The sequence below is a fragment of the Mycobacterium sp. Root265 genome, from assembly GCF_001428895.1.
Taxonomy (GTDB): domain Bacteria; phylum Actinomycetota; class Actinomycetes; order Mycobacteriales; family Mycobacteriaceae; genus Mycobacterium.
Genome location: NZ_LMJA01000001.1, coordinates 385,879 through 408,763, shown reverse-complemented (window position 1 = coordinate 408,763; position 22,885 = coordinate 385,879). Strand labels below are relative to the sequence as shown.

24 protein-coding genes are annotated in these 22,885 nt (G+C 69.0%); 7 read left to right on the top strand and 17 right to left on the bottom strand.

Annotated elements, in window-relative coordinates; genetic code table 11:
* Positions 1–9: 9 nt before the first annotated feature.
* The 4 genes from ASE48_RS01820 to ASE48_RS01805 are packed head-to-tail and all read left to right on the top strand — an operon-like array spanning position 10 to position 3,914.
* Positions 10–636, top strand: coding sequence for a precorrin-8X methylmutase (locus tag ASE48_RS01820; protein ID WP_057165283.1), 627 nt, complete (start codon positions 10–12; stop codon positions 634–636).
* Positions 633–2,135 carry a precorrin-2 C(20)-methyltransferase gene (locus tag ASE48_RS01815; RefSeq protein WP_162264169.1) on the top strand — a complete coding sequence of 501 codons (1,503 nt, stop codon included), beginning with the start codon at positions 633–635 and terminating at the stop codon, positions 2,133–2,135. The genes ASE48_RS01820 and ASE48_RS01815 overlap by 4 nt, the downstream gene beginning before the upstream one ends.
* Positions 2,136–2,187: 52 nt before the next feature.
* The gene (locus ASE48_RS01810; protein ID WP_057165282.1) at positions 2,188–2,868 is read left to right on the top strand and encodes a TetR/AcrR family transcriptional regulator; all 681 of its coding nucleotides are present in this window, start codon (positions 2,188–2,190) and stop codon (positions 2,866–2,868) included.
* Complete coding sequence (locus tag ASE48_RS01805) at positions 2,865–3,914, top strand: phosphotransferase family protein (RefSeq protein ID WP_057165281.1); 1,050 nt, start codon at positions 2,865–2,867, stop codon at positions 3,912–3,914. Before ASE48_RS01810 ends, ASE48_RS01805 begins: the two co-directional genes overlap by 4 nt.
* Here ASE48_RS01805 and ASE48_RS01800 read toward each other — a convergent pair.
* From ASE48_RS01800 to ASE48_RS01785, 4 genes are read right to left on the bottom strand one after another with little or no spacing between them, the layout of a single operon-like run.
* The gene (locus ASE48_RS01800; protein WP_057165280.1) at positions 3,907–4,632 is read right to left on the bottom strand and encodes a cobalt-precorrin-6A reductase; all 726 of its coding nucleotides are present in this window, start codon (positions 4,630–4,632) and stop codon (positions 3,907–3,909) included. The genes ASE48_RS01805 and ASE48_RS01800 overlap by 8 nt on opposite strands.
* Positions 4,632–5,387 (bottom strand): precorrin-4 C(11)-methyltransferase, encoded by a 756-nt coding sequence (gene cobM, locus ASE48_RS01795; protein WP_057165279.1) that lies wholly within the window; start codon positions 5,385–5,387, stop codon positions 4,632–4,634. Before cobM ends, ASE48_RS01800 begins: the two co-directional genes overlap by 1 nt.
* On the bottom strand, positions 5,384–6,562 hold the full coding sequence (gene cbiE / locus ASE48_RS01790; protein ID WP_200962049.1) for a precorrin-6y C5,15-methyltransferase (decarboxylating) subunit CbiE: 1,179 nt from the start codon (positions 6,560–6,562) through the stop codon (positions 5,384–5,386). Before cbiE ends, cobM begins: the two co-directional genes overlap by 4 nt.
* A 60-nt stretch (positions 6,563–6,622) precedes the next feature.
* Complete coding sequence (locus ASE48_RS01785) at positions 6,623–7,366, bottom strand: SDR family NAD(P)-dependent oxidoreductase (protein ID WP_057165277.1); 744 nt, start codon at positions 7,364–7,366, stop codon at positions 6,623–6,625.
* A 35-nt stretch (positions 7,367–7,401) separates the two neighbouring features.
* Between ASE48_RS01785 and ASE48_RS01780 the strand changes: the two genes are divergently transcribed.
* Entirely contained in the window at positions 7,402–7,827 is a 426-nt protein-coding gene (locus ASE48_RS01780; RefSeq protein WP_057165276.1) for a F420-dependent biliverdin reductase, read from the top strand.
* 3 nt (positions 7,828–7,830) lie between these two features.
* On the opposite strand, the gene ASE48_RS01775 is transcribed toward ASE48_RS01780, so the two are convergent.
* Both ASE48_RS01775 and ASE48_RS01770 read right to left on the bottom strand, forming a co-directional pair.
* On the bottom strand, positions 7,831–8,967 hold the full coding sequence (locus ASE48_RS01775) for a M24 family metallopeptidase (protein ID WP_057165275.1): 1,137 nt from the start codon (positions 8,965–8,967) through the stop codon (positions 7,831–7,833).
* A gap of 10 nt (positions 8,968–8,977) precedes the next feature.
* The gene (locus ASE48_RS01770; RefSeq protein ID WP_057165274.1) at positions 8,978–9,373 is read right to left on the bottom strand and encodes a VOC family protein; all 396 of its coding nucleotides are present in this window, start codon (positions 9,371–9,373) and stop codon (positions 8,978–8,980) included.
* Between the two features lie 21 nt (positions 9,374–9,394).
* Between ASE48_RS01770 and ASE48_RS01765 the strand changes: the two genes are divergently transcribed.
* Complete coding sequence (locus ASE48_RS01765) at positions 9,395–10,234, top strand: hypothetical protein (RefSeq protein WP_057165273.1); 840 nt, start codon at positions 9,395–9,397, stop codon at positions 10,232–10,234.
* Entirely contained in the window at positions 10,231–11,190 is a 960-nt protein-coding gene (locus ASE48_RS01760; RefSeq protein ID WP_057165272.1) for a 5'-3' exonuclease, read from the top strand. The genes ASE48_RS01765 and ASE48_RS01760 overlap by 4 nt, the downstream gene beginning before the upstream one ends.
* 54 nt (positions 11,191–11,244) lie before the next feature.
* Here the strand turns inward: ASE48_RS01760 and ASE48_RS01755 are convergent, their stop codons facing one another.
* From ASE48_RS01755 to dop, 11 genes are all read right to left on the bottom strand, one after another.
* Positions 11,245–11,991, bottom strand: coding sequence for a DUF4333 domain-containing protein (locus tag ASE48_RS01755; RefSeq protein ID WP_057165271.1), 747 nt, complete (start codon positions 11,989–11,991; stop codon positions 11,245–11,247).
* 38 nt (positions 11,992–12,029) lie between these two features.
* Positions 12,030–14,768, bottom strand: a complete 2,739-nt coding sequence (locus ASE48_RS01750) for a DEAD/DEAH box helicase (RefSeq protein WP_057165270.1) — start codon at positions 14,766–14,768, stop codon at positions 12,030–12,032.
* A complete protein-coding gene (tatC, locus tag ASE48_RS01745) occupies positions 14,758–15,702 on the bottom strand; it encodes a twin-arginine translocase subunit TatC (RefSeq protein ID WP_057165269.1) in 945 nt (314 codons plus the stop codon). Before tatC ends, ASE48_RS01750 begins: the two co-directional genes overlap by 11 nt.
* A gap of 79 nt (positions 15,703–15,781) precedes the next feature.
* Positions 15,782–16,033 carry a Sec-independent protein translocase subunit TatA gene (gene tatA, locus ASE48_RS01740; RefSeq protein WP_057165574.1) on the bottom strand — a complete coding sequence of 84 codons (252 nt, stop codon included), beginning with the start codon at positions 16,031–16,033 and terminating at the stop codon, positions 15,782–15,784.
* A gap of 30 nt (positions 16,034–16,063) precedes the next feature.
* Positions 16,064–17,026, bottom strand: a complete 963-nt coding sequence (locus ASE48_RS01735; RefSeq protein WP_057165268.1) for a helix-turn-helix transcriptional regulator — start codon at positions 17,024–17,026, stop codon at positions 16,064–16,066.
* A complete protein-coding gene (locus ASE48_RS01730; RefSeq protein WP_057165267.1) occupies positions 17,023–18,009 on the bottom strand; it encodes a helix-turn-helix transcriptional regulator in 987 nt (328 codons plus the stop codon). The genes ASE48_RS01735 and ASE48_RS01730 overlap by 4 nt, the downstream gene beginning before the upstream one ends.
* Positions 18,010–18,056: 47 nt before the next feature.
* Complete coding sequence (gene pafA, locus ASE48_RS01725; protein WP_156408997.1) at positions 18,057–19,415, bottom strand: Pup--protein ligase; 1,359 nt, start codon at positions 19,413–19,415, stop codon at positions 18,057–18,059.
* A gap of 80 nt (positions 19,416–19,495) precedes the next feature.
* A complete protein-coding gene (prcA, locus tag ASE48_RS01720) occupies positions 19,496–20,224 on the bottom strand; it encodes a proteasome subunit alpha (protein ID WP_057165266.1) in 729 nt (242 codons plus the stop codon).
* Positions 20,224–21,078 (bottom strand): proteasome subunit beta, encoded by an 855-nt coding sequence (prcB, locus tag ASE48_RS01715; protein WP_235570587.1) that lies wholly within the window; start codon positions 21,076–21,078, stop codon positions 20,224–20,226. Before prcB ends, prcA begins: the two co-directional genes overlap by 1 nt.
* Positions 21,075–21,269 carry a ubiquitin-like protein Pup gene (locus ASE48_RS01710; protein ID WP_057165265.1) on the bottom strand — a complete coding sequence of 65 codons (195 nt, stop codon included), beginning with the start codon at positions 21,267–21,269 and terminating at the stop codon, positions 21,075–21,077. Before ASE48_RS01710 ends, prcB begins: the two co-directional genes overlap by 4 nt.
* 73 nt (positions 21,270–21,342) lie before the next feature.
* Complete coding sequence (gene dop, locus ASE48_RS01705) at positions 21,343–22,851, bottom strand: depupylase/deamidase Dop (protein WP_057165264.1); 1,509 nt, start codon at positions 22,849–22,851, stop codon at positions 21,343–21,345.
* Positions 22,852–22,885 lie beyond the last annotated feature (34 nt).

Genomic DNA, 22,885 nt, shown 5'->3' with positions numbered 1-22,885 from the left:
GGTGATCGGGTGCTCGATTACACCCGCGACGCTGCGGAAATCTATCGCCAATCCTTCGCGACCATCCGGGACGAAGCAGACCTGACCCGCTTCCCCGATGACGTCTCACGCGTCGTGGTCCGGCTCATCCACACCTGCGGTCAGGTCGACGTCACCGACCATGTCGCCTTCACCTCCGATGTCGTCGCCCGCACCCACGCGGCGCTGGCCGCGGGCGCACCGGTGCTCTGCGATTCGTCGATGGTGGCCGCCGGCATCACCCGCTCCCGGCTGCCCGCCGACAACGAGGTCGTGTCACTGGTCGCCGATCCGCGCGCCGCCGACCTGGCCCCCAAGCTCGGCAGCACCCGTTCCGCGGCGGGCGTCGATCTGTGGGCCGACCGGTTGGGCGGCGCGGTGCTCGCGATCGGCAATGCCCCCACCGCGCTCTTCCGGCTGCTCGAACTGCTCGACGAGGGCGCGCCGGTGCCCGCTGCGGTGCTGGGCGGGCCGGTCGGATTCGTGGGCTCCGCACAGTCCAAGGATGAACTGATCGCCCGGCCGCGCGGCATGTCGTATCTGGTGGTGAAGGGCCGGCGCGGGGGCAGCGCGATGGCCGCGGCCGCCGTGAATGCGATTGCGAGCGAACGCGAATGACGAATATCTCCACGGCAAAGGGCACCCTCTACGGCGTCGGCCTGGGTCCCGGTGACCCGGAGCTGGTGACGGTCAAGGCGGCCCGGCTGATCGGCGAGGCCGACGTCGTCGCCTACCACAGTGCGCGACACGGCCGGAGCATCGCGCGCCGGATCGCCGCGCAGTACCTGCGCGAGGGCCAGATCGAGGAACACCTGGTCTATCCGGTGACCACGGAGACCACCGAGCATCCCGGCGGCTATGCCGGTGCGATGGAGGATTTCTACGCCGAATCCGCCGACCGCATCGCCGTACATCTGGACGCCGGGCGCAACGTGGCACTGCTGGCCGAGGGCGACCCGCTGTTCTACAGCTCGTACATGCACATGCACACCCGGCTCACCGAGCGGTTCGAGGCCGTCATCGTGCCCGGCGTGACGTCGGTGAGTGCGGCGTCGGCGGCCACCGGTACCCCGTTGGTGCAGGGCGACGAGGTGCTGACCATCCTGCCAGGCACGCTGCCCGCCGCCGAGTTGACCCGCCGCCTCGCCGATACCGACGCCGCCGTCATCATGAAGCTGGGTAAGTCCTATCCGGAAGTCCGGCAGGCACTTTCGGAGACCCACCGGCTGGACCGGGCGTTCTACGTGGAACGGGCCAGCACCGATCAGCAGCGTGTGCTCGCGGCAAGTGAGGTCGACGAGACCTCGGTGCCCTACTTCTCCATCGTGATGCTGCCCGGCGAGGCGGCCGCACCGCGCAACCGTCCTTCCGCCGTCGCTTCGCTCGCCCCGAGAGGCAGCGTGGCGGTGGTCGGGCTCGGTCCCGGCGATCTGGACTGGATCACCCCGCAGGCGCGCCGCGAACTGGCCGCTGCCACCGACCTGATCGGCTACTTCCCCTATCTCGACCGGGTCGGCGCCCGCGCCGGACAGACCCGGCATGCCAGCGACAACACCGATGAACCGGCGCGTGCCCGGCTGGCCTGCGAACTGGCCCGGCAGGGCCGCGCGGTGGTGGTGGTGTCCTCCGGTGACCCCGGCGTGTTCGCGATGGCCACCGCGGTGCTCGAGGAGGCCGTGGACTGGCCCGATGTCGAGGTCCGGGTGATCCCCGCGATGACCGCGGCGCAGGCCGTGGCCAGCCGGGTCGGTGCGCCACTGGGCCACGACTACGCCGTCATCTCGCTCTCGGACCGCCTCAAGCCGTGGGAGATCATCGCTGCCCGGGTCAGTGCGGCAGCGGCCGCCGACATGGTGATCGCGGTGTACAACCCGGCGTCGAAAACCCGGACCTGGCAGGTCGGCGAGATGCAGAAGCTGCTGCTGGAACACCGCGATGCCGGCACCCCGGTGGTGATCGGCCGTGATGTCGCCGGCCCGAACGAGACGGTACGGGTGGTGGCGCTGGGCGATCTGGATCCCGCCGAGGTGGACATGCGCTGTCTGCTGATCATCGGCTCCTCGCAGACCCGCTGGCACGGTGACACGGTGTTCACGCCGCGCAACTACCCGGGCTGACAACTGTCGAGAATCGTTGACAGTTGTCAGAGGCGGGGATAATGTCCCGCTGGTGCAGCCGGGCAACGATGTCGTCGAGCAGTCGGTTTCTGCTGCCCGCTCGGTGACCGACCGGCGCCAACCGCAGCGCAGCGATCAGCGCCGCAGCGCCATCCTGGCCGCCTTCGACGACGCCCTGCGGGCCCGCGGTTTCGAGGCGGTCAACATCGCCGACGTCGCCGCCGGCGCCGGTGTCAGCCGGTCGGCGTTCTACTTCTACTTCGAGAACAAGGCCGCCGCGGTGGCCGCCCTGCTGGAGTCGATGTACGACGACGTCTTCGCCGCCAGTGACATCGTGACCGCCTCCACCGGGTCACCGCGGTGGCGGATCCACGCCATGCTGGAGGCGCTCATGGATACCGGTGCGGCGCACCGGTATCTGTTCACCGCCATGCTGGATGCGCGCGCCGCGAGCAGTGCGATCCGCGAGATCTGGGACAACTCACGGGAGGCGTTCGTCCCGGCCATCGCGGCCATGATCGAGGCCGAGCGCGCCGCCGGTCGCGCGCCCGCCGGTCCCGCCGCCGAGGTGCTGGCCGGTCTGCTGCTCGAGCTCAACGACCGCATTCTCGAGCGCTTCACCCTCGGCGGACCCCGTACCCGTGCTGAGCTTGTCATCGGCGCGGAAACCATCTGGCTGCACACCATTTACGGCACGGCGATCGGAGTAGATGAAATGCGAGAGACGCCATGAGCAACCCGATCCCCCGCGGCCCCGAGGATGTGACGCCGGCCTGGCTCGGCGCGGTGCTGGACGCCGATGTGCGCAGTGTCGGCACCGCCCCCATCGGTACCGGTCAGACCGGCGCCACCTACCGGTTGACGGTGCAGTACGGCACCGAGACCGACCTGCCTGCCAGCTTCGCCATCAAGCTGCCGTCCCAGGACGACACGGTCCGCGACCGGGTCGCGATCGGATACCGCTCCGAGCACGCGTTCTACACCAATGTGGCCGACCTGGTACAGATCCCCATCCCGCGCAACTTCCACTGTGAGATCGGCGGCGAGGGCGCCGATTTCGTGCTGCTGCTGGCCGATATGGCGCCCGCCGAGCAGGGCGACCAGATCGCCGGGTGCAGTGCGGCCGAGGCTCAGCTGGCCGTGCGGGCCCTTGCCGGGCTGCACGCACCCAGTTGGTGTGAACCGAAACTGACCGACTTCCCCGGTATCGCCATGCCCAAGCCGGACGCCGCAATGGCCTCCGGTATGGGCGATGTGGCCAAGATGGCCACCGATATCACCCTGGAGAAACTCGGCGACCGGATGACCGCCGAGGACCGGGCCACCCTGTCGGCATCCATGTCGGTGGTGACACCCTGGCTGCTGACCGAGCCGGACAGGTTCGCGCTGCTGCACGGTGACTACCGGCTGGACAACATGCTGTTCGATCCGGACCGGACACAGATCACCGTGGTGGACTGGCAGACATTGGGGTCGGGTCTTCCGGCAAGGGATCTCGCGTACTTCACCGGGACCAGCCTGGACCCGGTGACCCGCGCGGCCGCCGAACGGGACCTGGTGGCCGAGTACCACGCCGGCCTGGTGGCGCTCGGTGTCGCCGGCTACGACGCGGACACCTGCTGGCGCGATTACCGCCTGGGCATGTTGCAGGCGCCGCTGATCATCGTGTTCGGGGTGGCCTTCGCCAACTCCACCGAGCGCGGTGACGACATGATGCTGGCGATGGCCGAACGTTCGTGCCGGGCGATCCGCGAGCTCGACACCCTCACCCTCATCTGAGCCCGGTCAGCCAATCGGCGGCAGCGTCCACGGTGTGCACCACGCGCACACCGGCCGGCAGTGCGGGTCTGCTGACCATGATGACGGGCACCCCGAGCTCGGCGGCCGCCTCGAGTTTCGCATGCGTCATGGCACCACCGCTGTTCTTGGTCACCAGCGCATCGATTCCGAACTCCCGCAACAGATCACGCTCGCCCTCGACGCGGTAGGGCCCACGCGAGAGCAGCACCTCATGCTGCGCCGGCAGCAGTGGGTCCTCCGGTGCGGTCACCGCACGGATCAGGAACCACGCATCGGCATCCTTGAACGCCGCGGTGCCCGAACGTCCGGTGGTGAGGAACACCCGCCGGTAGCCGTGGCGTGCGACCACCTCGGCGGCCTCGGTGTCGGAACCGACGACGATGGCGTCACCGTCCGGCCAGGCCGGGCGGGCCAGCACCAGATGGGGCAGGCCGGCCTGTGCGGCGGCTTGTGCGGCATTGGCGGTGATGGTCGCGGCGAAGGGATGGGTGGCATCCACCACGGTGGTGATGTCGTTGCCGCGCAACCACTCCGCCAAGCCGTCGGCGCCGCCGAACCCGCCGATGCGCACCTCGCCGACCGGCAGCGCCGGATCGGGCACCCGTCCGGCCAGCGAGCTGATCACCGGGATGCCGGGGTGCAGCCGGGCGGCGAGCGCCCGAGCCTCCCCGGTGCCGCCGAGGAGCAGGACCCGCACTAGTGCCGGCTTCCGCGCCGGCGGCCCGACGAATACAGGTAGCTGTCGGTGAAGCCCGCGGCCGCCAGCACATCGCCGACGATGATGACCGCCGTGCGGGTGATCCCGGCGGCGTGCATCTGGCCGGCGACCTCCCCCAATGAGCAACGCAGCACCTGCTCCTTCGGCCAGCTCGCGAAGGCGACCACGGCACACGGGGTATCGGCGGTGTAGCCACCGGCGGTGAGCTGCTCGACGATGGTGTCGATCTGCGCCGCGGCCAGATGCAGCACCAGGGTGTTGCCTGGCGTGGACAACGCGGCCAGGGTTTCCTTTTCGGGCATCGCGGTGGACAGGGTGGCCACCCGGCTCAGCGTCACGGTCTGCGACACGCCGGGCACCGTCAGCTCACGGCCCACCGCGGCGGCCGCCGCCGCGAAAGCCGGTACGCCGGGCACGATCTCCCACCCGATGCCCAGGGCGTCGAGGCGCCGGCACTGCTCGGCCAGCGCGCTGTAGATCGACGGGTCCCCGGAGTGCAGTCGGGCCACATCGAGCCCGGCGGCGTCGGCATCCGCCAGTTCGCCGATGATCTGCTCCAGGTTCAGCGGCCCGGTGTCGATGACACGGGCGTCCTCCGGGCACTCCGCCAACAGGTCCTCGGGCATGATCGAGCCGGCGTACAGGCATACCTGGCAACGGTTCAGCAGCCGCTGTCCACGCACGGTGATGAGGTCGGCCGCACCCGGTCCCGCTCCGATGAAGTAGACCGTCACGGCTTGCCCACCACCCACTGGGTGACGGGGTAGGCCGGCCGGAATCCGGTGAATCCGCCGATTGGTTCGCCGCGGTAGTGCTGGAACCGGCGCAACTGGCCTCCTAGCGTCGAGTAGCGGTCGATGACTGCGGCCTCCGATTCTGCCGTGACGACGTTGGCGACCAACCGGCCCCCGGCCGGTAACCGGTCGAAACAGGCGTCGAGCAACCCGGGCTCGGTGATACCGCCGCCGATGAAGATCACCGAGGGCTCCGCGGCGCCGTCGAAGTCGGTGGGGGCCGGCCCGCGCACCTCGACGTGCACCCCGAAGGCGATCGCGTTGGCGGCGATCCGGGACCGCCGTTGCTCGGAACGTTCGAAAGCCACCGCGGTACAACCCGATCCGCTGCGGCACCATTCGACGGCGATGCTTCCCGAGCCGGAGCCGACGTCCCACAGCCGTTCGCCGGGGCGCGGCCCCAACGCGGCCAGGGTCACCGCACGGATGCTCTGCTTGGTGATCTGCCCGTCGTGGGCGAAGCTGTCATCGGGCAGGGTGTGATACCGGCGCTCATCGGGCAGGTAGTGCACCGCAACGACATTCAGGTCGTCGATGTCGTCCGGCCCAGCGACGGCCCAGTCCCGGGCGAGTGCCGAACGGCGCCGCTCCCCCGGCCCGCCCAGCTGCTCGAGCACGGTGAGCTCGGAGTCGCCGCGGCCCGTCTCGGTCAACAGCGCCGCCAGGGAGGCGGGGCCCGCGGCGTCGCGGCTGAGCACCACCGCGCGTCCCCCGCGGCGCACCGCGGTGTGAGCGGGGGCGGTGACCAGGCTGATGACCTCGGTGTCCTGCACGGACCAGCCCATCCGGGCGCAGGCCAGCGTCACCGAGGACACGTGCGGCAGCACCCGCACCGACTCGGCGCCGAACCGGCGGATCAGGGTCGCGCCGATACCGTGCAACATCGGGTCGCCGCTGGCCACCACATGCACATCGCCGTCATGGCTGCCGACGAGTTCGTCGAGTGCGGGCAGCAGCGGCGACGGCCACGTCCGGCGCTGTGCCCGCACGGTGCCGTCGAGCAGATCCAGCTGTCGGGGCGAACCGAAAACGACGGTGGCACCGGCAAGTTCGGCGCGCGCGGCCGCACCCAGGCCGGCCATGCCGTCGGCTCCGATGCCGATCACGATGATCATCTGCATCCTCTGCTCTTCGCGCAGGCGCTCATCGCCGTCCTCTGCTCTTCGCGCAGGCGCTCATCGCCGCAACCTCCGCCAGATCGGTCCGGGCAACATCCTGAAGACTGCGGCGATGGCGCCGACCTGCCACGGGATCCACACCGTGCGCCGCCCGCCGGCCAGTGCCTTCGCCGTCGCGGCGGCGACCTGGGCCGGGGTGCTGGAGAACGGCGCCGGCGTCATCCCCTCGGTCATCCGCCCGACCACGAAACCGGGACGCACCACCAGCAGGCGCACCCCGGAACCGTGCAGTGCGTCGGCGAGCCCGCTGCAGAAACCGTCCACGCCCGCCTTGGCCGATCCATACACGTAGTTGGCTCGGCGCACCCGTACCCCGGCGATCGAGGAGAAGGTCACCAGGTCCCCACCGCCGGCGCGGCGCATCGTGTCCGCCAGCACGGTGAGCAGGCTCACCTGGGCCACGTAGTCGGTGTGCACCACCGCGACCGCGTGGCCGGAATCGGCCTCGGCGCGCGCCTGATCACCGAGCACCCCGAAGGTCAGGACCGCGGTGGCGATCGGGCCGTACGCGGTTTCGATCGCCTCGACCAGCTCCCGGTGGGACGTGGTGTCGTCGGCGTCGAACTCCTGGACATGTACGCCGGTGGCCCCGGCAGACCGGACCGCCGCCACCTGTGCGGTCAGATCGTCCGCGCGGCGCGCGGCCAGGACGACGGTCCGCCCGCCGGCAATCCGCTGCGCCAGTTCCACGCCGATCTCGCTGCGCCCCCCGAATATGACGACGAGTCCCGTGTCCTCCATGGCTGTGATTATGTCCTGCGCTAGCGTGGACCCCGATGGCTGCATCTGGTCGCAAGGCAACAACCCGACTCACCAACGACGCGCTGGCATTTCTGACAGAGCGTCATCTGGCGATGCTGACCACGCTGCGGGGTGACAATTCGCCGCACGTCGTGGCGGTAGGTTTCACCTTCGACCCGACCACGCACATCGCCCGGGTGATCACCACCGGCGGTTCGCAGAAGGCGGTCAACGCCAAGGAGCGTGGAGTCGCGGTGCTCAGCCAGGTCGACGGCGCCCGTTGGCTGTCGCTGGAAGGCGCGGCCACCGTCAGCGGCGATGCCGACGATGTGCGCGATGCCGAGCTGCGTTATGCCCAGCGCTACCGGACCCCGCGGGCGAACCCGCGCCGGGTGGTCATCGAGGTTCGGATCGAGCGGGTGCTGGGATCCTCGACGCTGCTGGACCGCAGCGAGGCCTGAGCCTCAGACCGGCACCACGACCAGGTCGTGCGGACGCTGGTTCACCGATTCCACGCCGTCCTCGGTGACGATGACGATGTCCTCGATCCGCGCGCCCCACTGGCCCGGGAAGTAGATGCCGGGCTCCACCGAGAACGCCATACCCGGCTCCAGGGTGATCTCGTTCCCGGAGACGATGTAGGGCTCTTCGTGCACCGACAGGCCGATACCGTGCCCGGTGCGGTGCACGAACACCTCGGCCAGGCCTTCGGCGGCCAGCACATCGCGCGCGACCGCATCGACCGAACCGGCCGTGATGCCCGGGCGGACCGACCCGACGGCCTCGGCCTGGGCGCGCTGCAGCACCGCGTACCGGCGGGCGATCTCGGCGTCGGGCTCACCGATGCTGTAGGTGCGGGTCGAGTCGGAGTTGTAGCCCGGCGCATACGGCCCGCCGATGTCGACGACGACGATGTCGCCGACCTGCAGCTCGCGGTCCGAGCATTCGTGGTGCGGGTCCGCCCCGTTGGGGCCGGATCCGACGATGATGAACGCCACCTCCGAATGGCCTTCGGCGACAATGGCTTCGGCGATATCTGCAGCGACGTCGGCTTCGGTGCGGCCGGGCACCAGGAACTCCGGCACCCGCGCGTGCACGCGGTCGATCGCCGCGCCGGCCTTGCGCAGCGCGTCGACCTCGGCCGGGTCCTTGATCATCCGCAGCTTGCGCAGCACGTCGGTGGCCAGCACGGGCACCGCGCCCAGCACGTCGGCCAGCGGCAGCAGGTGCAGGGCCGTCATCGAATCGGTGACGGCGACGGTCACCGGCGACACGCCCGATCCCCGCAGTGCCTGCGCGACCAGCTCGTAGGGATTCTCGCCATCCACCCAATCCTGCACCGTCGCACCGATTTCGGTCACCGCGGACTCGCGGAGCGCGGCCAGCTCCAGGCGCGGGACCACAACGGTGGGCGCCGACCCATCGGCGGGCAGCACCAGCGCGGTGAGCCGCTCGAAGGTCTGCGCCCGTGAGCCCACCAGGTAGCGCAGGTCGTAGCCGGGGGTGATCACCAGGCCGGCAAGCCCGGCGCTCGCCGCGCCTGCGGCGGCCGCCCGGACGCGCTGCGCGTAGACCTCGGTGCTGAAACGACTGCTGTCCATGGGGACGAGGTTAGTCATGCCCGCGATAGGTGGCGACCTCGACCAGGTTGCCCTCGGGGTCGCGGCAGTAGTGCGAGGTCATCGGGCCCAGCGCACCGGTCTTGGCGACCGGCCCTTCGGTGATCTGCACCCCGCAGGCCTGCAGATGCGCACCGATCGTGGCGGCGTCGGCGTCGACGATGAAGCAAAGATCCAGCGAGCCCGGCACATCGGCGTCCGCGGTCACCCAGTTCGGTGCCCCGGTGGGCCGCACATTGATCTTTTGGGCGCCGAATGCCAGCGCGGTGCGGCCGGCGCCGAACTCCTCGCGGCGCATGTTCAGCACCCTGACGTACCAGTCGATGGTGGCTTCGGTATCACGGCAATTCAGCACGACGTGGTCTATGCGATCCACAGTGAAGGTCATACCTCACGCTACTGTCAGGCGATGCTGAGGGATATCCGGGAGCTGACCGATCAGCAGGAGGCCTACGCCGAGGAGCTGCAACGACGGTGGGGCGGGCTGCTCAGCTACCGCTACATCGGCCGGATGTACGCCTCGATGGACCCGCGCGACGTCGAGGACACCGTGACGGTGCGCCACGACATGCGCAATGCCCGTGGCGGACTGCTGTTCGCGGTGCTCGGCATCTCGGCACCCGAGAGCGGGCACATGTCGGATCTGGAGGCCGTGCCGAACCCGGTCATCCACTCCTGTCAGATCCTCGACCCCGGCCACGATGTGCGGCGCATCGAGATCGTCTCCGAGCCACTGAAACAGGGCAGGCAGTTCGGTTACAGCCGGGCCACGATTGTCGACGCCGACCGGCCCGAGCGGGTACTCGCGCTGATCGAGGGCCAGGGGGTGAGCATCGGTGTGCCGCCCGACGGCCTGCAGAAGCTGGAGGTCGACAACATCGAGGTGGTCGACTCACCCGATCTGCCTCCGCTGTGGCAGGTGTTCGGCGGATTCCGGCGCGAGGACGGGCTGTGGGGTCTGCCGGAACTGTCGGCCGAGGTCGCCTCCCCCGATGCCGCCCTGCACATCGGGCCGCAGTTCGTGATCCTGGAGACGGCGGCGATCGATGCCGCGGGAGGCGACGTGCAGGGCGTCTCGGCGCATGTGATGTTCCTGGCGCGCGGCAAGGCCGGACCGTTCCGGGTGCAGACCGAGCGGCTTCCCGGCGCCGACGGCACCGTCGCTGTGCGGGTGCAGCTCTACGACGAGGGAAATGAGGACAGGTTGGTCACGGTGGGTTCCTACGTCTTCCGGGTGCAGTCATCATGACGGCCGATCGGCCGGTGCTGCTGCTCGACGGCGCCAGCATGTGGTTCCGCTCGTTCTTCGGGGTGCCGTCCTCGATCACCGCCCCCGACGGCCGGCCGGTCAACGCGCTGCGCGGTTTCCTCGATGCCGTCTCCACCCTGGTCACCCAGCATCGGCCGGCCCGGCTGGTGGTCTGTCTCGATCTGGACTGGCGGCCGCAGTGGCGGGTGGACCGCATCCCGTCGTACAAGGCGCACCGCGTCGAGGAGGCCCGCCCCGACGGTGCCCCGGACGTCGAGGAGGTGCCCGATGAACTGACCCCGCAGGTCGACATGATCATGGCCGTGCTCGACGCGTTCGGCATCACCACAGCGGGCGCACCGGGATACGAGGCCGACGATGTGCTGGGCACGCTTGCCGCCGCCGAGCGCCGCGACCCCGTCATCGTGGTCAGCGGGGACCGGGATCTGCTGCAGTTGGTCGGCGACGACCCGGTCGCGGTGCGGGTGTTCTACATCGGCCGCGGCCTGAGCAAGGCGATCCTGTTCGGGCCCACCGAGGTCGCCGATACCTACGGGGTGCCGGTGGAACGTGCCGGGCCGGCCTACGCCGAACTGGCGCTGCTGCGCGGCGACCCGTCGGACGGGCTGCCCGGGGTGGCGGGCATCGGCGAGAAAACCGCGGCGACTCTGATGGCCCAGCACGGCTCGCTGTCCGCGATCGTCGCGGCCGCCGCCGATCCGTCATCGAAAATGCCTGCCGCCCAACGCAAGAAGCTGCTCGCCGCCGACGAGTACATCATCGCCGCCGAACCGGTGGTGCGGGTCGCCGTGGATGCCCCTGTCGCGCTGTCCACATCGTCCGACGTCCTGCCGCTGTCCGCGGCCGACCCGGCCCGGGTGGTGGCACTGGCCGAGGAGTACGGCGTGGTGTCATCGATCGGGCGTCTGCAGAAGGCACTCGACAAGCTGCCCTGACACGCGAATGCCCGCGATACGGCGTATCGCGGGCATTCGTCGAGAGAGCGTGGACTACTTCGGGCGGCCGACCTCGTAGGTGCCGTTGTCGTCCTGGAACGTCACGGTGACCTGACGCTTGGTGCCGTCGATGCTGACCTGGCAGGTGAAGGTGTCGCCCTTCTTCACCTCGGGGCTGACACCGTCATTGCACTGGACGTCCTTGACGTTCTTGGCGCCGTATCCGTTGGCCTCGTCGGTCAGGATCTGCTGCACACCGGTCTGCGCGGCATCGACGTCCAGCGTGGTGGTGACAAAGAATCCGGGCTTCCAGAAACCGAGTACCAGCACCACCGCGACGATCACCGCGGCCAGCACACCGATCACGGTGCCGATGACGGCCAGCGACTTCTTCGAGCCCTCTTCGGAGCCGGTGGGCCCGTAGGGCGAGTATTGCTGCTGGTCGTACTGACCGGGCTGGCCGTACTGGGGCGGCTGGCCGTACTGGGGCTGCCCGTAGGGCTGACCGGGCTGCTGACCGTACTGCGGGTACCCCTGCGGCGCGTACCCCGTGGGCTGCTGGCCGTACTGGTCGCCCTGCGGGGGCGGGTTGTACGCGGGCTGCTGATACTGCGGGTACTGCTGCGGCGCCTGCGGCTGCTGGTAGGCGGGCTGCTGCCAGGCCGGGGCATCGCCGGCGGGCTGCTCGGGTGTGGGCGGCGGCTGCCAGGCGGGCTGTTCACCCGGTGACGGGGCACCGCCGGACTGCGGCGGCTGGCCTGACCACGCCTGCGTGGGGTCAGATCCCTGCGGTCCGCTCATCGTGTCTCCTTGATCCGGGCTCGTTCTACGCCGCCACACTACCCTGCATCAACTGCTACGACGCCTCGTCGAATGTCGGTGATGGCGCGTTTCGCCGCTGTCCGCAGCGCCGGTGTGGGGGCGGCATTGCGGACCTGGTCCAGCAGATCCAGGACCTGACGGCACCACCGCACGAAATCTCCCGCGGACAGCGGGGATCCGCTGCCGCTGACATCGGATGCCGCCAGTGAGGAGGCCAAATCACCGGTGGTGGCCCACTGGTGGATGGCGGCCACGAAGCCGTCGTCGGGTTCGCGGCTGTGCGCAATGCGTTGCCGCTGTTCGTCACTGCGGATCTGGGCCCACAGCCGGCGGGTGCCCGCCAGCGCGCGCCGGATGCCCCCCGTCGGGATCTGCAGGCCCTGCGGGCCGGTGCCGTCACCGCGCGATTCGAACTGCACCGCGGACACCACGGCCGCCAGCTCGGCCGGTGCCAGACCCTCCCAGACGCCTTGGCGCAGGCACTCGGCGACCAAAAGGTCACTCTCGCTGTAGATCCGCGCGAGCAGCCGCCCGTCCTCGGTGACCTTCGGCGTGTCGCCGGCCGGATCGATGAAGCCCCGCTCGGTCAGCAGCACCAGAATCTTGTCGAACGTGCGCGCCAGGGAATTGGTGGCGGCGGCGACCTTCTGCCGGATCTGCTCGTTGTCGCGTTCGATGCGCAGATAGCGCTCGGCCGCACGGACCTGGGCCTCGCGGTCGGCCGCGCCGTGGGCGGGATGGCGGCGCAGTTGGTCACGCAGCCCGGCCAGTTCGGGGTCCACATCACGGTCGACGCCGCCCTGCTCCCGGCGCCGGGACGGCACATCCAGGCCGGCGGCCGCCGACCGCAGCGCCGATGCCAGGTCACGGCGCACCCGGGGCTGGCGGTGCTCGACGCGCTTGGGCAGCGTCATCGATCCCAGCCGGGTGGACGCCCCGGAGTAGTCGGCCGACGAGATACGCCCGGCCCAGCGATGTTCGGTGAGGACCAGCGGCCGCGGGTCGTCGCTGTCGGGGGCGGGTTCGAGGACCACGGCCAGCCCACCCCGGCGGCCCTGGGTGATGGTGATGATGTCGCCGCGGCGCAAACCGGCCAGCGCCTCGTCGGCCGCCCGGCGCCGGTGCAGCCGCGATGCCAGCGACTGAGCGCGTTCCCGGGTGCTGATCTCGGCACGCAAGCGCGCGTATTCGAGCATCTCGGGGTCCAGCTCGGCGGCGATCTCGGCGAGCATGCGCTCCCCGCGTTCGACGCCTCGCACCAGGCCCACCACCGAACGGTCGGCCTGGTACTGCGCGAAGGACCGTTCCAGCAGTTGGCGCGCCAGGTCCGGGCCCATCTGCTGGACCAGGTTGATCGTCATGTTGTACGACGGCGCAAAGGAACTCTTCAGCGGGAAGGTGCGTGTCGAGGCCAGACCGGCGACCTCGGCGGGTTCGGCGGCGTTGTCATCGGCGTGCCACAGCACCACCGCGTGACCTTCGATGTCGATCCCGCGGCGACCCGCGCGCCCGGTCAGCTGGGTGTACTCCCCCGGCGTCAGCGGGGCGTGTTGCTCGCCGTTGTACTTGACCAGGCGCTCCAGCACCACGGTGCGGGCGGGCATGTTGATGCCCAAAGCCAGTGTCTCGGTGGCGAACACCGCCCGCACCAGCCCCGCGGTGAAGAGTTCCTCGACGGTGTGCCGGAAGACCGGCAGCATGCCCGCGTGATGGGCCGCCAGCCCCCGCAACAGGCCCTCGCGCCACTCGTAGTAGCCGAGCACGCCCAGATCGGATTGGGCGAGGTCGGCACACCGCCGGTCGATGACCTCGGTGATGCGGGCGCGTTCTTCGTCGTTGGTGAGTCGCAGCGGTGCGCGCAGGCACTGCTTGACCGCCGCATCACAGCCGGCCCGGGAGAAGACGAAAGTGATTGCCGGAAGCAGTCCCTCGGCATCCAGGGTGGCGATGACATCGGGTCGCGACGGCCCCCGGTGCACGGTCGGGCGGCCCTGCCTGCCCCGGTTGCGGCCCCGCGGTTGCCAGTCCGCCAGCCGGTCGGCCTCACGGCGGTGCGCGATGTGACGCAGCAGGTTCGGGTCCACCAGGGTGGTCTGCCCACCACCCTCGAACAGGTCGAAGAGTCGCTTGCCGACCATCATGTGCTGAGAAAGCGGAACCGGTCGGTGCTCGTCGACCACCACGGTGGTGTCCCCGCGCACGGTCTGGATCCAGCCCCCGAACTCCTCGGCGTTGCTCACCGTGGCGGAGAGGCTGACCAGTCGCACCTCTTCGGGCAGGTGCAGGATGACCTCCTCCCACACCGCGCCGCGCATCCGGTCGGCCAGGAAGTGCACCTCGTCCATCACCACATGGGAAAGCCCCTGCAGTGCCGGCGAGTCGGCATAGAGCATGTTGCGCAGCACTTCGGTGGTCATGATGACCACCGGGGCGTCGGAGTTGATCGACTGGTCCCCGGTGAGCAACCCGACCCGGTCGGCGCCGTAGCGGCGCACGAGGTCGAGGTGCTTCTGGTTGCTCAGCGCCTTGATCGGGGTGGTGTAGAAGCACTTCCGGCCCGCCGCCAGTGCCAGGTGCACCGCGAACTCGCCGACGACGGTCTTGCCGGCTCCGGTCGGTGCGCAGACCAGCACTCCGTGGCCGGACTCCAGAGCGGCACAGGCACGTACCTGGAACGGATCGAGGCCGAAGGGAAGCTGCGCGGCGAAACCGAGCAGTTCCGGACCGGACTCAGGCGGCCCGGACTCAGGTGACATCGTCGTCGAACAATTTCTGGGAGGACACCGCGGTCGGCGGCGCGATCGGTTCGGCGGCCGGGATCGGCGCAGCCTCATCCTCGGGGACCTCGGCCAGCGCCTCGCGGCGGGCCTTGCGCTTGTCGTGCACGCGGGTGACCTGGATGGCGAACTCGAGCAGCACGGTCAGCGCCAGCGCGAGCGCCAGCATGGAGAACGGGTCGGAACCCGGCGTCGCGAACGCGGCGAACACGAACAGCGCGAAGATCAGGCCGCGGCGCCACTCCTTGAGTTTCGCGTAGGGCAGCACGCCGATCACGTTGAGCATGATGATCAGCAGCGGGAACTCGAAGCTGATCCCGAACACCAGCAGCAGGTTGATCAGGAAGCCGAAGTACTGATCACCCGAGAGCGCGGTGACCTGGACGTCGCTGCCGACGGTGAGCAGGAAGCTCAACGCGGTGGACAACACCACGTAGGCCAGCACTGAGCCGCCGATGAACAGCACAGCGCCCACCCCGACGAACGCCATGCCGAAACGCCGTTCCTTGCGGTACAGGCCCGGGGTGATGAACGCCCAGAGCTGATACAGCCAGACCGGGCAGGCCAGCACGATCCCGGCGGTCAGGGCGACCTTCAGCCGCAACATGAACTGGTCGAACGGACCGGTGGCCAGCAATCGGCACTGCCCGTCGGGGGCGATGGTGGCGCGCGCGGACTCCGGCAGCGAACAGTACGGACCGCGAAGCCACTCGCCGAGGCTGTGGAAGCCGAAGACGCCGTGGGTGTACCAGAAGAAACCGACGATCGTGGTCAGCACCACCGCCGCGGTCGCAATCAGCAGCCGGTTGCGCAGTTCGGCGAGATGATCGACCAGCGACATGGTGCCGTCGGGATTCGCCCGGGCGCGTCGTTGGCGCGGGTCGAACCTCTTGAAAATTCCAGGGGGGTGCACGGGCAGCCTTAACGTCGATGCAGGCAGGCGCGCCCTATCGACGCGACATCACACCGCGATGGGACGGACTTGGCAGCTATCAGGCCGGTCGCTTGTCGCCGGACTGCTCGGGCGCAGGTGTCTCCACGCGCTCCGAGGTGACCGGGGTGGCGGGAAGCGGCGCGGCTTCCGGCTTGTCGGCGCCGTCGGCCTGCATCTCTTTGATCTCGGACTTGAAGATGCGCATCGACTTACCCAGAGAACGCGCTGCGTCCGGGAGCTTCTTGGCACCGAACAACAGAATGAAAGCCGCGATAACGATCAGCCAGTGCCACGGTTGAAGACCGCCCAATTCAAACACCTCCGCAAGTTGTGGTCGAGTCTACTCGTCTTCGTAAGCGCGTACCGCAGCCGCGGCGGTCTCGCGGACCTTCTCGGCCAGCGACTGCGGTGTCAACACCCGCACCGCCGATCCGAAGCCCAATACGAACCGGGCCATCCACTCATCGGAAGCGTAGGTCATGGCCGCTTCGCAGGCACCGTCGGCGAGCTCGGTGATCACCCGCAACGGGTAGTAGTCGAACATCCATTCCGCCGAGCGGTCGATGAGCAGGCGTGCCGAGTGCAACGAGGGATCCTCGGCGTCGGCGTCGAACAGCGCGGTGTCGGGTCCGGCCTGCACCGCAGGCGCCGGCGGCCGGGCGGGCTCGTCGAGCACCTGGGCGTCCACGATGCGGTCGAACCGGAACAGCCGCACCCCCTCGGCGGTGCGGCACCACGCCTCCAGATAGCTGCGGTCGCTGACCAGCACCACCCGGATGGGGTCGACGATGCGGCTCGACACCGTGTCGTGGGACGCCGAGTGGTACTCCAGCGAGAGCGCCTTGCCGGTACGGGCGGCGTCACGCACCGCGGCGGCCGTCGCGCTCTCGGGCTCGTCGCTCTCCAGTTCGGCGTTTCCGACGGCCCCGGCGGTGCCTGCGGCAGATTCGATCTTGGCGATCGCAGAGCGCGCGGCCCGCGGATCGACCATGCCCGGCACATCGAGCAGGGCGCGCAACGCCACCAGGATGCCGGTGGCCTCGGGCGAGGTCAGCCGCAACGGATGGTCCACCCCGGCGGCGAAGGTGACCTCGATGGTGTCGCCGGTGAAGTCGAAGTCGATCAGATCGCCGGGGCCGTATCCGGGCAGTCCGCACAGCCAGAGCTGTTCGAGATCGGCGTCGAGTTGTTTCCGGGTCACACCGAGGGCCGCAGCCGCCTCGTCGCGGGTCACCCGGGGATTGGCCTTGAAGTACGGGACCATGTTGAGCAACCGGACCAGCCGGCTGGAGACCTGACTCATGCGCGCTCCGCCTGCCCGCGCAACCGCGCCACCACGTCCTCGCGCAACTGCGGCGGATCCAGTGCCACGGCATCGGTGCCATAGCTGGCGATCTCCCGTGCCAGCCGGTCGTACATGCCGATGTCGACGGTGATCTCCTCCCCGGCACGACCCCGCCACACGCTCGGGGTCGCCGTGGCGGCCTGGCGGCGCAGTGCGGTGGCCCGCCCCTCGGCGATCCACACCCGGGCGCGCTCGCCGGTGGGGACATCGGCCACCACCCGCTGGACGATCTGTCGCAGATTCACCCCTTCCGGTGGGGTCACCGCCCCGGCCGGCCCGATGGGTTTGGCGCCGGTGATGCGCGACAACCGGAAGGTGCGGGTGTCGGCACGGTCCCGGTCGTGCCCGACCAGATACCAGCGCCCCCGATGGGTGACCACGCCCCACGGTTCCACCGTGCGGGTGCGGTACGGATCGTTGCGGGACGGACGGTGCTCGAACTGCACCACCCGCCCGGAATTGCTGGCGGCCAACAGGACTCCCAGCACCTCCTCGGAGCCGCGCAGTCCGGGCAGTGCGGCGGTCGAGGTGAACGCCACTCCGGCGTCCTCGGAATCGACGTCGACGCCGGCGGCACGCAACTTGAGCAGGGCGCTCTGGGTGGCGGTGACCATCTCCGGGGACTGCCACAGCTGCGTTGCGACCGCGACCGAGGCCGACTCCTCGGCGGTCAGCTCGACCGGCGGCAGCGCGTAGGCCTTCCGGTTGATGCGGTAACCCTCGGTCGCATCGAACGAGGACATCCTGCCGGTCTCCAGCGGGATGCCCAGGTCGCGCAGTTCGTTCTTGTCACGCTCGAACATCCGCGAGAACGCCTCGTCACTGGCGCTGTCGGAGTAGCCGGCCACGTTCTTGCGGATCTTCTCCGCGGTGAGATAGGAACTGGTGGACAACAGTGCGATCACCAGATTCATCAGTCTTTCGACCTTGGATGTCGGCACCAAAGCAGCTTAGGGCGTGCAGCGGCCGCGATCCCGGCGCGACCCGCTCACATGCTCGCGATCAGCCGCTTGACCCGCTCGTCCACCGAGCGGAACGGGTCCTTGCACAGCACGGTGCGCTGAGCCTGGTCGTTGAGCTTGAGGTGCACCCAGTCGACGGTGAAATCCCGGCCCGCTTCCTGTGCGGCGCTGATGAACTCGCCACGCAGCTTGGCCCGGGTGGTCTGGGGCGGGGTGTTGACCGCGGCTTCGATCTCCTCGTCGGTGGTGATCCGCGCGGCCAGCCCCTTGCGCTGCAGCAGGTCGAACACCCCGCGGCCACGCTTGATGTCGTGGTAGGCGAGGTCGAGCTGCGCGATCTTGGGATCGGCCAGCTCCATGCTGTAGCGATCCTGGTAGCGCTGGAACAGCTTGCGCTTGATCACCCAGTCGATCTCGGTGTCGACCTTCGCGAAATCCTGGCTTTCCACCGCGTCGAGCTGGCGACCCCACAGATCGACGACCTGCTCGATCTGGGTGTTCGGTTCACGGGTCTGCAGGTACTCCACCGCACGGCCGTAGTACTCACGCTGGATGTCCAGCGCGCTGGCCTGCCGACCGCCCGCCAGCCGCACCGGGCGGCGCCCGGTCAGATCGTGGCTCACCTCGCGGATGGCCCGGATCGGGTTGTCCAGCGAGAAGTCCCGGAAGGCCACGCCGGCCTCGATCATCTCCAACACCAGCGAGGCCGTCCCGACCTTCAGCATGGTGGTGGACTCGCTCATGTTGGAGTCACCGACGATCACGTGCAGCCGGCGGTACTTCTCGGCGTCGGCGTGCGGCTCATCGCGGGTGTTGATGATCGGGCGGGAACGGGTCGTCGCACTCGACACGCCCTCCCAGATGTGCTCGGCGCGCTGGCTCAGGCAGAAGGTGGCCGACTTGGGGGTCTGCAGCACCTTTCCGGCGCCGCAGATCAGCTGACGGGTCACCAGGAACGGCAGCAGGACATCCGAGATCCGGGAGAACTCGCCGGCCCGCACGATGAGGTAGTTCTCGTGGCAGCCGTAGGAGTTGCCCGCGGAGTCGGTGTTGTTCTTGAACAGGTAGATGTCGCCGCCGATGCCCTCATCGGCCAGCCGCTGCTCGGCATCGATCAGCAGATCTTCGAGCACCCGCTCACCGGCGCGGTCATGCGTGACGAGCTGGGCGAGGTTGTCGCACTCGGCCGTCGCGTACTCCGGATGTGACCCCACATCGAGGTACAACCGCGCCCCGTTGCGGAGGAAGACGTTGGAGCTGCGGCCCCAGGACACCACCCGCCGGAACAGATAGCGGGCAACCTCGTCCGGACTGAGCCGCCGGTGACCGTGAAACGTGCAGGTCACCCCGAATTCAGTCTCAATTCCCATGATCCGTCGCTGCACATGATCGAGCTTACGGGTTGGGTATCGGTAACGGTGCGCAAGGCTGCACGGCGGTTCGTTTCCCGCCGGTTCGTTGCGCCTTACTCCGCGGCAGGCTGATCCGGTTCCGTGTCGGGCACCAGGGCCTCCAGCGCGGCCCCGGTGATGCGCCGGAACGCACGACGGGGACGGCCGGCGTCCAGGATCGCCACCTCCATGGTGGACGGTTCCAGCACCCGGGGTTCGCTGCCGCTACCACCGGCGCGCAGGGCGTTCACCGCGATTTTCACCGCGTCGGCCAAACTGGCGTTCTCGGTGAAGGACTCCCCCAGCGCGGTGGCGATCGGCTCGGTGGTGCCACCCATCACCACGAAATGTGGCTCGTCGGCGATCGAGCCGTCGTAGGTGATGCGGTACAGCTCAGGGGCTTTCGTCTCCCCGTAATGCGCCACCTCGGCGACACACAGCTCCACCTCGAACGGCTTGGCCTGTTCGGTGAAGATGGTGCCGAGCGCCTGGGCGTACACATTCGCCAGCTGCCGGCCGGTGACGTCCCGGCGGTCGTAGGCGTAGCCGCGGGTGTCGGCGAACTGGATACCGGCCACCCGCAGCTTGTCGAACTCGTTGAAGCGTCCGACGGCGGCGAAGCCGACCCGGTCGTAGAGCTCACTGACCTTCTGCAGGGACCGCGACGGGTTCTCGGCCACGAACAGCACACCGCTGTCGTAGGCCAGTACGACCACACTGCGTCCGCGCGAAATGCCTTTGCGGGCAAGCTCAGAACGCTCACGCATCGCCTGCTCGGGCGAGATGAAGTACGGAAAGCTCATCAGGCGTTCCCGTCCGTACGCGTCCGGCGCTCGATGACTTCGTGCGCGAGCCCCGCGATCCGGGCCTCGGTCACTTCCTCGGCGCCGGCAGCTTCGATCAGCACGGCGGTCGGGTAGATACCGCGCACCAGATCCGGTCCGCCGGTGGCCGAGTCGTCGTCGGCGGCGTCATAGAGCGCCTCGATGGCGGCCTTGAGCGCCGTATCGGCGTCGGTCACCTGCGTGTACAGCTTTTTGATCGACGACTTGGCGAACAGCGATCCCGAACCCACTGCCTGGTAGCCCTCTTCCTCGATGTTCCAGCCACCGGCCGCGTCGAAGGACACGATGCGACCGGCGTTGACCGGATCGACCGCGTCGACATCGAAGGCGACCAGCAGGGGTAGCGCGACGAAACCCTGAAGGGCCGCACCGAGGTTGCCGCGGACCATGGTGGCCAGCCGGTTCACCTTGCCGCGGAAGGTCAGCGGAACACCCTCGACCTTTTCGTAGTGCTCGAGCTCCACCGCGTAGAGCCGGGCGAATTCGACGGCGATCGCCGCGGTGCCCGCGATGCCGGTGGCCGCGTAGTCGTCGGCGATGTGCACCTTCTGCACGTCGCGACTGGCGATCATGTTGCCCTGGGTGGCGCGCCGGTCACCGGCGATGAGGACCCCGCCGGGGTACCTGAGCGCCACGATCGTCGTGCCGTGCGGCAGATCGACACCACCACCACTGGGGACGGCGTGCGAGACACCGCCCGGAAGCAACTCCGGTGCCTGCCTGCTCAGAAAATCCGAGAAGGACGACAGATTCAGATGTGATGACGTGAGATCGAGCGGATTGGTGAAAGGCTTATTCGACCAGGCCGTCACTGGCCGCCCTTTTGAACATAGGCGCGCACGAAGTCCTCGGCGTTCTCTTCCAGGACGTCATCGATCTCATCGAGCAGATCGTCGGTCTCCTCGGCCAGCTTCTCGCGGCGCTCTTGGCCGCCCGCCGAAGGGCCGCTGGCGTCGTCGTCCTCGCCACCGCCGCCGCCACGCTTGGTCTGCTCCTGAGCCATCGCTGCCTCCTGATTGCTCGTCCGGTTCTTTCACACTACCGGTCAACACCGGCAATGCTTGGGATAGCGCAGCTTATGTGGTGAGCTGCTCGACCAGTTCGGCGGCACTGTCCACCGAGTCCAGCAGCGCACCGACGTGTGCCTTGCTGCCGCGCAGCGGTTCCAGCGTCGGAATCCGGACGAGTGAATCTCCACCCAGATCGAAGATGACCGAGTCCCAGCTTGCCGCGGCGATATCGGCGCCGAACCGCCGCAGGCATTCGCCGCGGAAGTAGGCGCGGGTGTCGGTCGGCGGGTTGTCGACGGCGTCGATCACCTGCTGCTCGGTCACCAGGCGCTGCATCGACCCGCGTGCCACCAGCCGGTTGTACAAGCCCTTGTCCAGGCGCACATCGGAGTACTGCAGATCCACCAGGTGCAGCCGCGGGGCCGACCAGGTCAGGTTCTCCCGCTGCCGGAAACCCTCGAGGAGTCGCAGCTTGGCAGGCCAGTCCAGGATCTCGGCGCATTCCATCGGGTCGCGTTCCAGCAGATCCAGCACGTGCGCCCAGGTCTCCAGGACATGGTTGGCCCTCGGGTCCGGATCGCGGGCGGCCACCAGCTTGGCCACCCGGTCCAGGTAGATCCGTTGCAGCGCAAGCGCGGTCAGTTCGCGGCCGTCGGCGAGTGCGACGGTGGCGCGCAGCGACGGGTCGCGGCTGACCACGTGCACGGCGTGCACCGGCCGGGCCAGCGCCAGATCGGACAGATCGATACCGTGCGCGGGTCCCTCTTCGATGAGGTCCAGCACCAGCGAGCTGGTGCCGACCTTCAGATAGGTCGACGTCTCGGCGAGGTTCGCGTCACCGATGATGACGTGCAGGCGCCGGTACTTGTCGGCATCGGCGTGCGGTTCGTCTCGGGTGTTGATGATGCCGCGTTTGAGGGTGGTCTCCAGTCCGACCTCGACCTCGATGTAGTCGGCCCGCTGGGACAGCTGGAAGCCGGGCTCGTCGCCGGACGGGCCGATGCCGACGCGCCCGGACCCGGTGAACACCTGGCGCGACACCAGGAACGGTGTGAACCCGGCGATGACGGCGGAGAACGGCGTCTGGCGTGACATCAGATAGTTCTCGTGGGTGCCGTAGGAGGCGCCCTTGCCGTCGACGTTGTTCTTGTAGAGCTGCAGCTTGACCGCTCCGGGCACGCTGGCCACGTGCCGTGCGGCGGCCTCCATGACGCGTTCGCCGGCCTTGTCCCAGATCACCGCGTCCATCGGGTCGGTGACCTCGGGAGCCGAGTACTCCGGGTGCGCGTGGTCGACGTAGAGCCGGGCCCCGTTGGTCAGGATCATGTTCGCCGCGCCGACCTCGTCGGCGTCGATGATCGGCGCCGGCCCGGACGACCGGGACAGGTCGAATCCGCGGGCATCGCGCAGCGGGGATTCCACCTCGTAATCCCAGCGCGTGCGCTTGGCGCGCTGTAACCCGGCGGCGGCCGCGTAGGCCAGCACCGCCTGAGTCGAGGTCAGGATCGGATTCGCCGTCGGGTCCGACGGCGAGGAAATGCCGTATTCGACCTCGGTGCCGATGATCCGTTGCATAGGGCCACCCTAGGGGACGTGGTAGCGGCTGTTA

What these genes read in the sequence shown, in the direction of transcription:
- ASE48_RS01815 (WP_162264169.1), top strand. Translation starts at nt 633, where the DNA reads ATGACGAATATCTCCACGGCAAAGGGCACCCTCTACGGCGTCGGCCTG.
- ASE48_RS01805 (WP_057165281.1), top strand. Translation starts at nt 2,865, where the DNA reads ATGAGCAACCCGATCCCCCGCGGCCCCGAGGATGTGACGCCGGCCTGG.
- cbiE (WP_200962049.1), bottom strand. Translation starts at nt 6,562, where the DNA reads ATGATCATCGTGATCGGCATCGGAGCCGACGGCATGGCCGGCCTGGGT.
- ASE48_RS01785 (WP_057165277.1), bottom strand. Translation starts at nt 7,366, where the DNA reads ATGGAGGACACGGGACTCGTCGTCATATTCGGGGGGCGCAGCGAGATC.
- ASE48_RS01780 (WP_057165276.1), top strand. Translation starts at nt 7,402, where the DNA reads ATGGCTGCATCTGGTCGCAAGGCAACAACCCGACTCACCAACGACGCG.
- ASE48_RS01775 (WP_057165275.1), bottom strand. Translation starts at nt 8,967, where the DNA reads ATGGACAGCAGTCGTTTCAGCACCGAGGTCTACGCGCAGCGCGTCCGG.
- ASE48_RS01770 (WP_057165274.1), bottom strand. Translation starts at nt 9,373, where the DNA reads ATGACCTTCACTGTGGATCGCATAGACCACGTCGTGCTGAATTGCCGT.
- ASE48_RS01765 (WP_057165273.1), top strand. Translation starts at nt 9,395, where the DNA reads ATGCTGAGGGATATCCGGGAGCTGACCGATCAGCAGGAGGCCTACGCC.
- ASE48_RS01760 (WP_057165272.1), top strand. Translation starts at nt 10,231, where the DNA reads ATGACGGCCGATCGGCCGGTGCTGCTGCTCGACGGCGCCAGCATGTGG.
- ASE48_RS01755 (WP_057165271.1), bottom strand. Translation starts at nt 11,991, where the DNA reads ATGAGCGGACCGCAGGGATCTGACCCCACGCAGGCGTGGTCAGGCCAG.
- ASE48_RS01750 (WP_057165270.1), bottom strand. Translation starts at nt 14,768, where the DNA reads ATGTCACCTGAGTCCGGGCCGCCTGAGTCCGGTCCGGAACTGCTCGGT.
- ASE48_RS01735 (WP_057165268.1), bottom strand. Translation starts at nt 17,026, where the DNA reads ATGAGTCAGGTCTCCAGCCGGCTGGTCCGGTTGCTCAACATGGTCCCG.
- prcA (WP_057165266.1), bottom strand. Translation starts at nt 20,224, where the DNA reads ATGAGCTTTCCGTACTTCATCTCGCCCGAGCAGGCGATGCGTGAGCGT.
- ASE48_RS01710 (WP_057165265.1), bottom strand. Translation starts at nt 21,269, where the DNA reads ATGGCTCAGGAGCAGACCAAGCGTGGCGGCGGCGGTGGCGAGGACGAC.
- dop (WP_057165264.1), bottom strand. Translation starts at nt 22,851, where the DNA reads ATGCAACGGATCATCGGCACCGAGGTCGAATACGGCATTTCCTCGCCG.